This is a genomic window from Asaia siamensis (assembly GCF_014635085.1).
GTDB classification, from domain to species: Bacteria; Pseudomonadota; Alphaproteobacteria; order Acetobacterales; family Acetobacteraceae; genus Asaia; species Asaia siamensis.
This window is the reverse complement of sequence record NZ_BMCH01000001.1, coordinates 621,400-635,598: the sequence shown is the minus strand read 5'-3', so window position 1 is coordinate 635,598 and position 14,199 is coordinate 621,400. Positions and strand designations below refer to the sequence as shown.

At 58.6% G+C, this 14,199-nt stretch carries 14 protein-coding genes; 8 read left to right on the top strand and 6 right to left on the bottom strand.

Annotation, left to right across the window (positions count from 1 at the left end):
• Nucleotides 1-163 precede the first annotated feature (163 nt).
• The 4 genes from IEV53_RS02700 to IEV53_RS02685 all read left to right on the top strand — a co-directional run bounded on the left by IEV53_RS02700 (nucleotide 164) and on the right by IEV53_RS02685 (nucleotide 4,963).
• Nucleotides 164-1,840 (top strand): CHASE2 domain-containing protein, encoded by a 1,677-nt coding sequence (locus IEV53_RS02700; RefSeq protein ID WP_188425212.1) that lies wholly within the window; start codon nucleotides 164-166, stop codon nucleotides 1,838-1,840.
• 76 nt (nucleotides 1,841-1,916) lie between these two features.
• On the top strand, nucleotides 1,917-2,324 hold the full coding sequence (locus IEV53_RS02695) for a hypothetical protein (protein ID WP_188425211.1): 408 nt from the start codon (nucleotides 1,917-1,919) through the stop codon (nucleotides 2,322-2,324).
• Nucleotides 2,325-3,782 carry a M48 family metallopeptidase gene (locus tag IEV53_RS02690; protein ID WP_188425210.1) on the top strand — a complete coding sequence of 486 codons (1,458 nt, stop codon included), beginning with the start codon at nucleotides 2,325-2,327 and terminating at the stop codon, nucleotides 3,780-3,782.
• Between the two features lie 287 nt (nucleotides 3,783-4,069).
• A complete protein-coding gene (locus IEV53_RS02685; protein ID WP_188425209.1) occupies nucleotides 4,070-4,963 on the top strand; it encodes a prohibitin family protein in 894 nt (297 codons plus the stop codon).
• Between the two features lie 361 nt (nucleotides 4,964-5,324).
• Here the strand turns inward: IEV53_RS02685 and groL are convergent, their stop codons facing one another.
• From groL to IEV53_RS02670, 3 genes are all read right to left on the bottom strand, one after another.
• On the bottom strand, nucleotides 5,325-6,968 hold the full coding sequence (groL, locus tag IEV53_RS02680; protein WP_188425208.1) for a chaperonin GroEL: 1,644 nt from the start codon (nucleotides 6,966-6,968) through the stop codon (nucleotides 5,325-5,327).
• A 51-nt stretch (nucleotides 6,969-7,019) separates the two neighbouring features.
• Nucleotides 7,020-7,310, bottom strand: coding sequence for a co-chaperone GroES (gene groES, locus IEV53_RS02675; protein ID WP_127101220.1), 291 nt, complete (start codon nucleotides 7,308-7,310; stop codon nucleotides 7,020-7,022).
• 138 nt (nucleotides 7,311-7,448) lie between these two features.
• Nucleotides 7,449-7,682: a DUF4169 family protein gene (locus IEV53_RS02670; protein WP_188425207.1), complete on the bottom strand. Its 234-nt coding sequence runs from the start codon at nucleotides 7,680-7,682 to the stop codon at nucleotides 7,449-7,451.
• A 52-nt stretch (nucleotides 7,683-7,734) separates the two neighbouring features.
• Here IEV53_RS02670 and IEV53_RS02665 point away from each other — a divergent pair, with 52 nt between their 5' ends.
• Both IEV53_RS02665 and IEV53_RS02660 read left to right on the top strand, forming a co-directional pair.
• Nucleotides 7,735-8,409: a dienelactone hydrolase family protein gene (locus IEV53_RS02665; RefSeq protein ID WP_188425206.1), complete on the top strand. Its 675-nt coding sequence runs from the start codon at nucleotides 7,735-7,737 to the stop codon at nucleotides 8,407-8,409.
• A gap of 17 nt (nucleotides 8,410-8,426) precedes the next feature.
• The gene (locus IEV53_RS02660; RefSeq protein WP_188425205.1) at nucleotides 8,427-8,756 is read left to right on the top strand and encodes a DUF2934 domain-containing protein; all 330 of its coding nucleotides are present in this window, start codon (nucleotides 8,427-8,429) and stop codon (nucleotides 8,754-8,756) included.
• A gap of 56 nt (nucleotides 8,757-8,812) precedes the next feature.
• On the opposite strand, the gene IEV53_RS02655 is transcribed toward IEV53_RS02660, so the two are convergent.
• The gene (locus tag IEV53_RS02655) at nucleotides 8,813-9,700 is read right to left on the bottom strand and encodes an S-methyl-5'-thioadenosine phosphorylase (RefSeq protein ID WP_188425204.1); all 888 of its coding nucleotides are present in this window, start codon (nucleotides 9,698-9,700) and stop codon (nucleotides 8,813-8,815) included.
• 177 nt (nucleotides 9,701-9,877) lie between these two features.
• Between IEV53_RS02655 and hemF the strand changes: the two genes are divergently transcribed.
• Together hemF and IEV53_RS02645 are read left to right on the top strand one after the other, a co-directional pair.
• Nucleotides 9,878-10,819: an oxygen-dependent coproporphyrinogen oxidase gene (gene hemF, locus IEV53_RS02650; protein WP_188425203.1), complete on the top strand. Its 942-nt coding sequence runs from the start codon at nucleotides 9,878-9,880 to the stop codon at nucleotides 10,817-10,819.
• Nucleotides 10,820-10,894: 75 nt separating this feature from the next.
• The gene (locus IEV53_RS02645) at nucleotides 10,895-12,022 is read left to right on the top strand and encodes a hypothetical protein (protein WP_188425202.1); all 1,128 of its coding nucleotides are present in this window, start codon (nucleotides 10,895-10,897) and stop codon (nucleotides 12,020-12,022) included.
• Nucleotides 12,023-12,038: 16 nt separating this feature from the next.
• Here the strand turns inward: IEV53_RS02645 and IEV53_RS02640 are convergent, their stop codons facing one another.
• Complete coding sequence (locus tag IEV53_RS02640; RefSeq protein ID WP_229719491.1) at nucleotides 12,039-12,641, bottom strand: Smr/MutS family protein; 603 nt, start codon at nucleotides 12,639-12,641, stop codon at nucleotides 12,039-12,041.
• A gap of 43 nt (nucleotides 12,642-12,684) precedes the next feature.
• The gene (locus tag IEV53_RS02635; protein WP_229719490.1) at nucleotides 12,685-14,160 is read right to left on the bottom strand and encodes a cytochrome-c peroxidase; all 1,476 of its coding nucleotides are present in this window, start codon (nucleotides 14,158-14,160) and stop codon (nucleotides 12,685-12,687) included.
• Nucleotides 14,161-14,199: the final 39 nt, after the last annotated feature.

The window sequence follows — 14,199 nt, the reverse complement described above, 5'->3', positions numbered from 1 at the left end:
TCGCTAGAATCTATTGCAAACGTCAATATAACGTGACCAAGCTTTGCTGAAACGTGTCAAAATATGTTGATACGCCTGACGCCGCGCTGATGAGCTGACGGGGCAACGAGCTTGAGCGGGTGGAATGAGAAAACGGGGACCGGCTTCCACGAGGGGCGCGTTGATGCGTATGCGCCTTGTTTACGTTATCGCGATGGTGGTTTTCTTCATCATCTATAAGGTGCTCGACCCGCTTGGTCTTGAAAGCGCAACGAAGCAGACCTCGGCTGGCTTATTCAACGCTCTTACCACACCATTTTATGGCGCCCAGAGCCCTGACACGCACCGACACGTCGCCGTTGTTGAGGTGAACGACGCAAGCCTCAAACGTTTCGGGACTGCTTTCCCTCTTTCATACGCCCGTCATATAGCCATCCTTAATCAGATACTCGACGCACATCCCGCTGCGATTTTCGTCGATTTTCGCATGATGCGTGAACTTCCAGGCGAGACACTTGAGAGTTTCGCCCCTCTTATCGCCAGAGCTCACTCGATGAAGGTGCCTCTGCTCTTTGCAAGGGGGGAAGCAGGAGACCAGCAGCCTGCCCTTCCGCCCATCCTCAGACCGCTTCAGGTCTATAGCAATGGACTCGAAACCTCTGGAAGCTACCCTCTCATGGAAGAGGGCATGGAAACCCGGGAAACAGGAGAAGCTCCTGTTGCAGTAAATCCGGCCTGGGCGCTCTACAATACGTTGTGTCATCAGGCCTGGTCGACGCGTTGTGGAGACGTTCAGGAAGAAGCGTTTACCCGCCCGATGGTTATCAGATGGGGGCTGAGCTCCGATCCCGCGCAGGATATTGTCAGCGACCAATCCGGTTACTGGCAAAACAGCTGTGCCATCTGGAACGAAGGCCCCTGCGCCCGCCTTACCGCAGCCTCACGCCTCGCCCTGACCTATCTGTTTCTGCATTCTCGAGGCAGCGAAAGGCAGTTCGCTTTCTATCCTCTGGTAATTGGCGCAGAGCAACTTGGGCATAGCGGCCGAGGCACACCGTCAGGCAGCCCTGCCCTTGCCACGCTTCTTGCCGATCGCGCGGTATTTTACGGATCTGACATCCGCGATCAGCACGATGATTCCATAGTACCCCTGCTTGGGCGGGTTCCGGGCGTCGTCACTCATGCCATGGCTTTCGACAATCTCGTGACCTATGGCGCGCGCTATTTCCATGAGCCGCCCGAAATGGGACAGATAGGGTGGTTACGTCTCGACAAGGCCGAGTTACTTGAGGCGCTCATCTGGCTCGTCTGCAGCGTAGCGCTCGTCATGCGCATGAAACCAGCCCAGCAGAAAGAGCAGTTCGACGTCCTTGCCGCCTTGGGCGCACAGAATAATTACAAGCATCACGCCAGAACCAGCATACGCAAACGGGCTGTGGCCTGCGCGCTAGGCGCGTTTCTTATCGTTGCCATACCTTCTTTTCAGAGCGCCACCCGGGCCATGTTGATCGATCAGTTCGTTATCTGGCTGTTCGTGACATTCCTGTTCCTCGGCGCCTGGGCCTTGCCCATGGCACGTGCGGCGCGCGCCGAAGAGGAAGAAAAGCAGCGTGGCCTTCTCTCTCAGTTGTGCTTCCTCGCCAGTCTTTCCGCCATCGGTTTCGCACTCAACGAAGCAGGCCCCAGATGGCCCAATGCAGACTGGATCGGTCTGCTCCTGCTCTGGCTCGCAGCCGGCGTCGAGGAAGAGGAGGAGCGAAACCGGTTTGTCCAGCCTCTTTGTCGACTTCTGAACCGGGTGATCGACCTGCCAGTTTCGATCTACTCGGCAGGACGCCGCGCGCTCTCTCGCCATGCATAGCGAACCGGCTTTGTTTGAAGCAGCCGGTATCCGCAGCGAGAGCATTCTTCACCAGACCTGATGAAAGGAGATATCCATGTCAAACAGGCATTTCGCCCGCAAGCTGACACGTGCAGCTCTCTCTCCCCTCTTGTTTGGCCTGTGCGCGGGCTGGTCCGGCGTTGCCTCGGCTGCAGACGCCCCAGTCATTACAGGGACCTATCACACCCCCTCAATCCAGACCTACGACCACAATGGGTTGCCCCAGACACAGATTGAGGCGGCTTCGCTGACCGGACATCGCATCGTCGCCAAAGACACCGAAACGGACATGCTCGCTGTCGAGACCGATAAGGGACTCGTCTACGTCACTGAAGACTCTGTCGAAGCCAATATCAGGGCAGTCGCGCCGACACCCACTCAATGCGTGCAAATAGGCGCAGCCTCTGCTGATGAAATCGGTGGCAGCACCAACAACCTCGGTCGAAATTGCCACGGAAGCTGAATGATGAAACGCCCTGCCTTGCTCTCGACTGCCCTTCTGACAACCCTGGCACTTGCTGCGTGCGACAGCGGAAACGGAGGCGGCGTCCCAACCAACGGTCGGCTGATCGACCAGATCCACCCTTCGCAGGATTATGCTCAGTCAACCACTGTGCAAGGCCTTCTGACACCGGCCAACACCCTTGCCTCAGGTGTTATCGAGGCCCCCGAGGTATCGGATTACCCTCAGGCCATCGTAGACCGCCTTCTGGCCTCCTGGTCGGGTCCCCGTCCGGATGCACGCGTATGGCTGACACCCGACACGGCCTTTACCTCAGACGTTTCGGTCGGGGGAGCAATCTTTCTCAACACCGGTTTGATACGTTATTTCCACGATACACCTGAAATTCAGAAGGAAGATGCGCTCGCCTTCGTTCTTGCCCACGAACTCTCCCACATCCTTCTGGGGCACACAGCAGCCCAGCGTGAGAGCAAAGCACGGAAAAACTACGCTTTCAGTGCCATGAAGTGGGGTTCGGTGATTGGGCGGGCCTCCGCAGGCATCGGTGCAACTGACGCCGTGTCTAAAGCACTCGTGTCGTCGATGGGTGCCAAGGCCTTTCTGGATACGACGCTGTTTCCATCGTGGTCACGCGGGCAGGAAGAGGAAGCCGATGCACTCGCCGTCGATCTGATGGCACGGGCAGGATACTCCGTAAGTGCTGCAACCGATGTCATGGATGTATTGATCAGTTCCGAAGATCAGGATGTCGCGCGTCAGGCACAACTCGAGCAAAAGACTGGCAAGAGTTTCAACGCAGACTCAGTTACCTTCACGGCCAAAGCAGGCGACAACCTCGATGGAGCCATTGTCGATGCCCTCAGAGCCGTAGCGCAGCAGCATCCTCATGCCAGAGAGCGACGACTCGCGCTCGCCGCCTATCTGCGGCAGGCCTATCCCGTTCGTGCTCATGTAGCTCTCGCCCGAAAGCCGCTACAGCACTGGGTCACCAGTTCACCCGTGACTGCTCTCCTCAAGGGGACAGATCAACTGGAGCGGGCCGCATCGCTGATCGGACAATCGCAGTGGGGGCAGGCTCATCAGACACTTGCTCACATTGCGCAACCCGCCTCTGGCAGTGCCTATTATGCACTTATGACCTATCAGGTTGCCGTGCAGACCGGCCAGAAAAACCAGGCAGAAAAGCTGCTTGCCGCTGCTGCGGAACGCGATGATGTAACCTTTCCGATTGCTGTCGCATGGGGCAACACTCTGTCCGCTGCAGGCAAGACCGGAGAGGCCGAAACGTACATGGCCAAAGAAGAAGAGGCGATGGGTAATACCGGTTTCCTGCCCTATCGCATCAAGAATGCAAGGCAGGCAAAAGACGGCGTCTCCGTGCTCAAACTCAGCGCAATCTGCGAAGGACTGGGAGAGGATAATCTGGCCGGACAATGCTCGGCGATGGAGAAAAACTAGATCGCCCATTTCATCCCCTGCCATCGCGTCATCGGCGCCGGTGGCAGCCTCTGACGCAAGCAACGCCTTGTCGAAATCGAGAGACAGTGTTGCTCTTCATGAAGGTTTTTTGACTAGCTCCGAAAAAAGAAAAGAAACGGAACAGTCATGCTTCAATAAGAATGGGAAATTGGTCTATTCCGATTCTTTTTGACAGTATAGAGACTTCGCCTCCATATTAACGGATACGGCAGCGTATCGTCCTGCCCAAGAACTGATCGGTCACTGATCTGATGAGGCAAAAAAACGTGATAAATTTTCCAACGCCGCCCGCACGCTTTTCTCCGACCGTCCTGAAATTTGGTGGCTTCGCCGTAGGCGCAATCGCGATTATCGCGATACTTAACCCATTCTATCAGATTTCTTCAGGCTATTGCGGCATTCTGACCAATTTCGGTTCTGTCCAGCCCAGCGCGCTGGAACCCGGTCTGCATATCGTGCTGCCAGTTTATCAAAAGGTCGTTTCTGTTTCGACCCAGCCTCAGACGATTACCTCTCATGAGCAGGCTGCAACGCATGATCTGCAGGATGTGCACACGTCGGTTTCGGTCACATTTCACATCGCCTCTGCCGACGCTCCGGGATTTTTCCGCGATTTCCGCAATCTCGAAACGCTCGCCCATCGTATCATTGAGCCCACAGTGTCGAACGACGTGAAAGCCATCACGGCCAATTACAACGCTGAAGAGCTGATCACGAAGCGTGACCTTGTGGATGGCCAGATCAAGGAACTGATCATCAAATCCCTGCTGCCCTATCATCTGAGCATTGAGTCGGTGAACACGGCCAATTTCGCTTTTTCCCACGCCTATGCGCAGGCCATCGAAGCGAAACAGGTCGCCCAGCAGCAGGCATTGCAGGCACAATACACCCTGCAGCAGACGCAGATCTCAGCTCAGGCTCAGGTTGTCCAGGCCAAGGCGCAGGCAGACGCAGCTGTTGCCACAGCCCAGGGTCAGGCTCAGGCCCTGCTTGTGACGTCCCAGGCTCAGGCCAAGGCCAATACTTTGGTCTCTCAATCGCTGACCCCTTCCCTGCTCCAGCAAAAAGCGCTGGATCGCTGGACTGGCACAATGCCGACCTATCTGAGCGCAGGCGCCCCGCTGCCCTTTATCGGCACGATGGAGTCAGCCCAGAAATAACCCACCAGAAACTTCGACGGCCAATGGCTGCGGAGCTTCGAGGAATCCTCTCTTGAGGGAGCAGCCCCACTCTTTCGGAGGGGCTGTTCTTCCCTTTGGGTTTTCATCCTGCCTCCAGGGCGACCAGGTAGATCACCCGCCCTCATCGCGACAGAAACGCGGCGCCACGCCGCCCGTCCTCCACACCATTCATCAGCATCACATACTCACCCGGCAACGCCGACGTCCGTCTTGCAGGTGGCAATGCGCGAACTCCTGAACCACGTCAGATCCTCACAGAAGCCAGGCATCCAGACATAAAAAAACCGCCCTGCCTTTCGGCAGGGCGGCTCTTTTGTAACCTTGATGGAAAGGCGCTGGATCAGAAATCCATATCGCCCATGCCACCCATGCCACCCGGACCACCGGCCGGAGCGGCCTTCTTCTCGGGCTTCTCGGCAACCATGGCTTCCGTCGTGATCAGCAGGCCGGCAACCGAAGCTGCGTCCTGAAGAGCCGTGCGGACGACCTTGGTCGGATCGATGATGCCAGCAGCTACCAGATCCTTGTATTCGCCGTTCTGGGCGTCGAAGCCGTGCGTGTACTCGTTGATCTCGAGCACCTTGCCAGCGATGACAGCGCCATCTTCACCAGCGTTGAACGCGATCTGGCGCAGCGGAGCCTGCAGGGCCTTGCGGATGATGTCCGCACCGACGCGCTGGTCGTCGTTCTGGAAAGCCAGATCCTTCAGGGCAACGGAAGCACGGGCAAGAGCCGTGCCACCACCCGGAACGATGCCTTCTTCAACGGCGGCGCGGGTTGCGTGCAGCGCGTCATCAACGCGATCCTTGCGCTCCTTCACCTCGACTTCGGTGCTGCCACCGACGCGGATGACGGCAACGCCACCAGCCAGCTTGGCCAGACGTTCCTGCAGCTTCTCGCGGTCGTAGTCCGAGGTGGTTTCCTCGATCTGCGCGCGGATCTGTGCACAACGGCCCTTGATGTCGTCCGTGTTACCAGCGCCTTCAACGATCGTGGTGTTTTCCTTCTCGATATGCACCTTCTTGGCGCGACCGAGCATGTCGAGCGTAACCGTCTCGAGCTTGATGCCGATGTCTTCGCTGATGACCTGGCCGCCCGTCAGGATGGCGATGTCTTCCAGCATGGCCTTGCGGCGGTCGCCGAAGCCAGGAGCCTTGACGGCAGCAATCTTGAGGCCACCACGCAGCTTGTTGACGACCAGCGTGGCAAGAGCCTCGCCATCGACGTCTTCTGCGATGATCATGAGCGGACGACCGGACTGCACAACGCTCTCGAGCAGCGGCAGCATCGGCTGAAGCGAGGACAGCTTCTTTTCATGGATCAGGATGTAGGGGTTATCCAGATCCGCCATCATCTTTTCGGCGTTCGTCACGAAATACGGCGAGATGTAGCCGCGATCGAACTGCATGCCCTCGACAACGTCGAGTTCGGTGTGCAGACCCTTGGCTTCCTCAACCGTGATCACGCCTTCGGAACCAACCTTCTGCATGGCCTGCGAGATCATCTCGCCGATTTCATGCTCGCCATTGGCCGAGATCGTGCCGACCTGAGCCGTTTCGGCCGGGGTCGTGATCTTGCGGGTGTTTGCCTTCAGCTCTTCAACGACGGCCGTAACAGCCTTGTCGATGCCGCGCTTCAGATCCATCGGGTTCATGCCAGCGGCAACAGCCTTGGCGCCCTCACGAATGATGGCCTGGGCCAGAACGGTCGCGGTGGTCGTGCCATCACCAGCGATGTCGTTGGTCTTCGAGGCCACTTCGCGCACCATCTGGGCGCCCATGTTCTCGAACTTGTCGGCCAGTTCGATTTCCTTGGCGACGGAAACGCCGTCCTTGGTGATGCGCGGTGCGCCGAAGCTCTTGTCCAGAACAACGTTGCGACCCTTCGGGCCGAGCGTGACCTTCACAGCGTCAGCAAGGATATCAACGCCGCGCAGCATGCGCTGGCGTGCGTCAGCGCCGAATCTTACGTCTTTGGCAGCCATAATCTTATCTCCAGTAGAGGTTCAGTTTGCGATAACGGGGAGGCTGGAAAATCAGCCGATCACACCCATGATGTCGCTTTCCTTCATGATCAGCAGCTCTTCGCCATTGATCTTCACCTCGGTGCCGGACCACTTGCCGAACAGCACACGGTCGCCAGCCTTGACGTCCAGTGCCACGAGCTGACCCTGCTCATTACGGGCGCCCGAACCTACGGAGACGACTTCGCCTTCCATCGGCTTTTCCTTGGCGGTGTCCGGAATGATGATGCCACCGGCCGTCTTCTGCTCGCCCTCAAGGCGACGAACGACGACACGGTCATGCAAAGGCCGAAAATTTGTCATTATGGATCGCTCCACTTTTCTCTAAGGCGGCGTCCTTGCTCAAAAGCAACGCCGCCGGTTTGCGCGCCCGCTTAGCCGCAGCGCGTTAGCACTCCCGATACGAGAGTGCCAAAGAGGTAGGAGAGCCCTCGCCTATCGTCAAGTGTCGTCGACGGTGCAAATGCTGTTTTTCATCGAAGCGTCACTCGCGCTGTCCCGACTGTCGAGCTTCGCACCATCAAGTTCGCGTGTCAGACGGCTGCTTTCGGCTTCAGACTTCAGGCGCTCCCCCCGGGTGCGACCGAACAGGGCCCGGTTTTCCTCGGCCTTGCGAGCATCCTTCTCGCGCGCCAGACGTTTGCGCACTCGACGCAGATTGACGATTTCAGTCATGGTGATCGTTGATCCTGCCTTTGAACGAACAAGAAAGAAGGAGGGTCGGTCCATGGGACGCCTGATATCCCTTACGGCTTCGGACACCCATCATTTCGCAGCCTACGAGGCAGGAGAGCCGACTGCCAGTCGCGCACTGGTCGTGTTGCAGGAAATTTTCGGCCTGACAGACCATATCCGTGCTGTCTGCGACGAACTGGCTGACAGGCACGGCTATCATGTCATTGCGCCAGCCTTGTTCGATCGCGCCAGACGCGATGCGGTTCTGCCTTATGATGGCGAGGGCATGCAGACAGGCCTCGACCTGCGCGCCCGGATCAACCCTGACGGACTCCTGGCCGATATCACGGCCAGTGCCCATGCCCTCAACCGCCACGGCCATCAGAAAGTCGGCATTCTCGGCTTCTGCTGGGGTGGACTGGTGACATGGGAAGCTGCCACGCGCACGCGTGAATTTGCCGCCGCCGCCGCTTGGTATGGGGGCGGTATTGCCGCCCTGAGCCATGAGAAGCCCCATTGCCCGGTTCAGCTCCATTTCGGTGGCGAGGATGACCATATCCCGCATACCGATATCAACACCATTCGCGAGAACCGGCCCGAGGTCGAGATCTTTGTCTATGACGATGCCGGACATGGTTTCGGCTGTGACGACCGCCCGAGTTTCAACAAGAACGCCCGCGACCTCGCCCATGAGCGCAGCATGGCGTTTTTTGCAACCCATCTCTGACAACCGAAAGCGCTACAATGTCTGCAGATAAAACTCCCGTAAATCCGCTGGTCGACAGCCCCGAGCGCGACGCCCGTATAAAGGCCAAGGCGCAGGAACTATGGGAAGCCGATGGCAAGCCCGGCTGCGGTGCCGACGCCTATCTCGAGAACGCATCTGAAATCATCGGTATGGAGGAGAATCCTCATGCCGGTGAAATTCCGGTCAAAGATCTGCCAGAGCCTGAATTTGCCGATGTTCAGGTGGAAAATGCCGAAATCCAGAAGAATCTGGGAGAATTTCCTGAACGACAGACCGATCAGGGCTACCGCGAGCACTTCCCCGAAAAGGAAAACGAGTCGTCCTGACAGATCAGGAGCGGGGATAAAGGCTCGGATGCCTTTATCCCACCCGCCGCAGCTTCTCAGCGCAGCACGCGCCCGGCGACGGCATCGAGCTTGTCGAGAAGCTGACGATCACGCGATCCCGGCGCCGTTATGATAGCGTGATCGAGGGCGCGCTCGGCGCCTGAGGGGCAGAGACCGCGCTTGCGCCCGAGCTCCGGTATGATGGCCTTGACCAGCGCACGCGCCTTGGCAGCATTCTGCGTCATGACGGCAACCACGGCGTCCACCGTCACCGAGTCATGGTCGTCGTGCCAGCAATCGTAATCGGTCACCATGGCGATGCTCGCATAGCACATTTCGGCTTCACGAGCGAGCTTGGCCTCCGGCATGTTGGTCATGCCGATTACCGAACAGCCCCACTGGCGGTACAATTCGCTTTCGGCGCGGGTGGAGAATTGCGGCCCTTCCATCACCAGATAGGTCCCGCCACGCACCATCTCGACGCCGATCTTTGCGGCCTGCTTGGCAATCACGTCACCCATACGGGCAGAGACCGGGTCAGCCATGCCTACATGAGCCACGCAGCCACGACCGAAAAAGCTTTTTTCGCGAGCGAAAGAGCGATCGATGAACTGGTCGACCAGCACGAACTGGCCCGGCGGCAGGTCTTCACGCAGCGAACCCACTGCGGAAAGAGAGACGATATCGGTCACACCGGAGCGCTTCAACGCGTCGATATTGGCACGGAAATTCAGCTCTGACGGTGGGATGGGATGCCCACGGCCATGACGCGGCAGGAACACGCAGCGCACGCCATTCAGGCGGCCGAAAAGCAGCTCATCGGAAGGCTCGCCCCAGGGGGTCTCGACCCGACGCCATTCCTTTTCTTCCAGCCCGTCGATATCATAGAGCCCCGAACCGCCGATAAGGCCGATTACAGGCTCGATTGTCACGTCTTCAGTCATGCAAAGCTGCCTTTTCGCATTGTCGCCAACAGAATGCTCAGGAACACCAGATTGACACGCTTCGCAACCTGTCAGTGTTTTCATGCGCGCTGTCATGGTTTCAATCGGCCAGTTTTGCTATAGGCTCCAGCACTCAGGCTGGCGGAAGACCGGCTGGAACAGAATGTGGAGCTTGCGATGAGCGAGACCTTGGATCCGAAGACATTCGGCACCCTCATTCGTGATCATGTGCCTCATGACTCTTTCAAAGAGACAGCACGGCACTGGTTCGAGACCCTGCGCGACAGGATCTGCGCCTCCTATGAGGCGATCGAAGACGAGGCAGTCGCGAAGAACTCCCCCGTACTGCGCGACAAGACCGAAGCCGGTCGCTTCGAACGCACAGCCTGGGACAGAAGCGAAGACACGAACAGCAATCTGCATGGCAGCGGTGTCATGTCGGTCATGCGCGGACGTGTGTTCGAGAAGGTCGGCGTCAATGTCTCGACGGTCTGGGGTGAGTTCTCGCCGGAATTCCGCAAGAGCATGCCCGGTGCCGATGTCGATCCGCGCTTTTTCGCTACCGGCATCTCGCTGGTCGCCCATCCATGCAACCCGCATGTGAGCGCTGCGCATTTCAATACGCGCATGATCATCACGAGCAATGGCTGGTTTGGCGGTGGCGGCGACATCACGCCGATCTTCCCCGATAGCGAGGAAGCCAAGGCGGATGCAGCGGATTTCCACAAGACGTTTCGCGATGCCTGCATGCGTCATGACCCCGCTTATTATGAGCGGTTCAAGGCCTGGTGCGACGAGTATTTCTACCTGCATCACCGAAGTGAACCGCGCGGACTGGGCGGCATTTTCTACGACCATTTCGACAGCGGCGACGTTCAGAACGACTTTGCCTTCACCAAGGATGTCGGACTTGCCTTCTACGAGGCCTATCCCCGCGCCGTGCGTGCCCGCATGATGCAGCCCTGGACCGAAGCCGAGCGCGATGCGCAGCTCATTCGCAGAGGGCGATATGTCGAGTTCAATCTTATCCACGACCGTGGTACGGTGTTCGGGCTCAAGACTGGCGGCAATACCGAAGCCATTCTGATGAGCATGCCCCCAGAGGTGAAATGGCCCTGATCGAGGGGTCACTATTTAGCCGCAATCGTCTGGCTTAACGCCCAGGCCGGACGATCTGGCGGTAAAGGGAAAGAAGTGCGTACGAAGCTAATGCCTTTCACGGCCGGTCGATCCCTGACACGTCGTACACTGCTTTCCGCCCTTGCCGCCTCCAATCTGGCCGCCATCTGCCCTGCCCGTGCCTGGGAAGACGATGAGCGCGCCGAGGCCGCGTCTTCTGCCATCGATGCCCCCAAACTGATCATCGGTGGCGGTCCGGATTCCCTGCCGGGTCAGGTAGCACCCATTCTGGCAACGGCGCTGGCGAAAGGCCTCGCCGCGCCCTCTCCGATTGCCACCCATTACGACCTCGGGCGCGATGGCGTTACCGCAGCCAATCTGTTCGACACAGTCAGTCCCGAAGCCGATGGCGGCACAACCATTCTGGCTCCTGGCGCTGCCTTGATCGCATCGCTCGCCGGGGATGGGCGTGTTCATTTCGATTTTTCCCGCTGGGCAGCCCTTATCATGGCACGCCGTCCGGTGGTCACCATTGCCCGCGCCGAACTACACCGCACGATCCGTTCGCGCCTGAGCGGGCTTTTTCATGATCGGCCAGTGCGGCTCGCGGTTTCTCACCCGACGGGGGTCGAACTTGCAAGCCTGCTGGGACTATCGCTTCTCGGGCTGCATCCCCTGCCGGTTTCCGGTTATGCAACCAAGAAGGCGGCCCTCGACGCGCTCAAGAATGGCGATGTCGATGCTGTCCAGCTGACACCGGGCCCGGGCGACGACCTGTCAGCCGATATCGCCTCGGCACCTCAGGGTATCAAGCCGATATTCTACTCCGGCCCCGTCATCCCTGGTGTGCCCGATTTCGAGGCAACCTATCTAATGGCGCGCGGCCATGCGCCGAGTGGCGCTCTGTATCAATCCTGGCTCGCTGTCGCCAATGCCGCCGCATCGGCCCTCGTGCTTGCCCTGCCCATGTTGACCCCGCCTCTGGCAGTGGCACGCTGGCGTCATGCGGCGCAGGAAGCGGTCAATGATCCTGCGCTCAAAAGCTGGAATGACAGCCAGCATCTCACAATAACAGCGGGTGCTGATGCAGCACCCCTTCTCAATCAGCTTGAGCCTGAACTGACGGCGCTGCTGGCGCTGCGTCGCTGGATCAACAACAACCAGCCGAGATGGCGCCAGGGTCAGGAAACGCGTCCTACCTGAGTATGGAGCGCAGGGTTCAGACCCGGTTACGCGCCCGGAGCAGGATACGCACGGCGCCCTTGTTCCGCTTATGCGTATGGACAACGGCCAGAACCAGCGGACGCAAATCGCCACGCTCGAGCCAGTGAGGGAGTTCCTGGCGAATTACCCCCCCTTCCTGCCCGCTGCCCAGCCCGGTGATTACCTCGACGCACCTTATGCCCTGGGCGCTGCTTGCATGCAGAAAGTGGTGGAATTTATGGAAAGCATCCTGTGCAAAATGCCCGTGAAGATCCAGACGCTTCTGCGGCTTCATCTTGCCGCTGGCGAGGGCATTCCATGACGTCGTATCGAGGCCAGGCTGTCGCCCATTGATTTCGAGCCGGTCCTGAACGCGGGCGGGCCTTGAAAGTGTGGCTGCGGGCCTCAGAACCTCCCTCACCCGCAGGATTTTCTGCGTTGTTGCTTCGTCCACCGTCCCACTCTGGACCGGAGCAGCAGACAGGCCAGTCGCAACCTTCTGCACCGTGCCTCGCCGCTTGCGCGCGGACGAAAGCTGATGCCCCCGCATCGGCAGAATCGATCGGGTGAAAGCCTTCCAGAGGCTCTCCTCCTCGGCGCTCAGATCGCGTCGGACCACGGTTTCTCCTTACTCAAGCGCATCAGAACCCGATCCATCGCTCTTATTGCGCCTCAGGTGCCTTGAGGGGCGGCTCTGCGACGACCTGCTGGAGCGGTACACCCTGATATTTGCCGGTCAGTGTCTTGAGAAACGCCACAATATCATCAACATCGCGCTTGGGAAGGTCAGGATAGGGCGTCTGGTATCGCGCCATTAGACGCACTGCCTCATCAAGAGTTGCGACGCTTCCATCGTGAAAATACGGTGCGGTCAAGGCGATATTGCGCAGATTTGGCACCTTGAATCTCTGGTGATCCTCAATGGCGTGAGTAAAGCTCTCGCGCCCGGAATCGACATCAGTCAGACCAGCCTTGCGCTCGCTGAAATACGGTCCCTCAAGGCCCATGACCTCATACGCATCACCACCAACGGCAACACCGCTGTGGCAACCGGAGCAGCCGATGGCCTTGAACCGTTCATAACCACGCTTTTCCTGCGCTGTAATCGCGCTGTTGTCACCCTTCAGGTAGAGATCGAAAGGACTGTCTGGCGTGATCAGGGTCTTTTCATATTCGGCAATCGCGTTCGTGACAGTCTTCTGATTGACAGCACCTGCCCCATACAGACTTGCAAAAGCCGTGCGGTATTCCGGCACTGCATCGATAATCGCTGCCACCCCCTCCCAGTCATGGGCACCCATCTCCACCGGGTTCGTCACTGGCCCCGCCGCCTGGGCAGCCAGATCGGCTGCACGGCCATTCCAGAACTGGGCGATACTGAACACGGCGTTATAGACTGTAGGCACATTGATCGGTCCCTTCTGGCCGCTGATACCGGTCGCCGTGACGAGGTTATCAACGCCCCCCTTGTCGAGCCCGTGGCAGCTTGCGCAATTCATCTTGCCGTCGCCAGAGAGACGACGGTCGAAAAAGAGCTGACGGCCCAGTTCGGCCTTCGTCCAGTCTACCGGGACATTTTCCGGGATTGGCTGAATGACCTCACCTGCAAATTGCGGCGCCACACCGGGCGTCGCGTAATAGCGGCGGCGCTGATCGGTAATCCATGCCAGCACGTCGCTGCGCGATTTCTCGGTCATGTAGGCGTGAGGATGCATCAGCAGATAGGCAGCGGGCGGCATCCTGTTCTGCTGAATGACCTCTTCGATACGGGAGAGCTGCTCAACCGAGGGCGGCTTGCCCGTCTGGAACGCAGCGATGATCGGGTCGATACGGAAATGACGCTGGCCCGCAACCAGATCACGCTTCATGATCTGATTGGCAAAAGGCAGTTTGAAATAGAAGGGGAGATCAGCCGTGCGCGTGTGACAGTAATCACAGCGTGCCTCTCCAAGCGCATTGAACGCAGCAAGTGCCTTGGGATCATGCCATGTCGCGCTGTTTGTTGGCAGTCGTGGCGCGCCCTGATGATCAAACCGGGTCAGAAAAGCGATTGTCCCGCCATAGGCGAGCGCAGCTGCCACAACCAGTCCCGCAATACCGTTTCTAACGAGACGTTTCTTCCTGGCAGCTTCAAGCAACCGCTCTTCTCCTGATCGCAAACATAAATGCGCGCACCA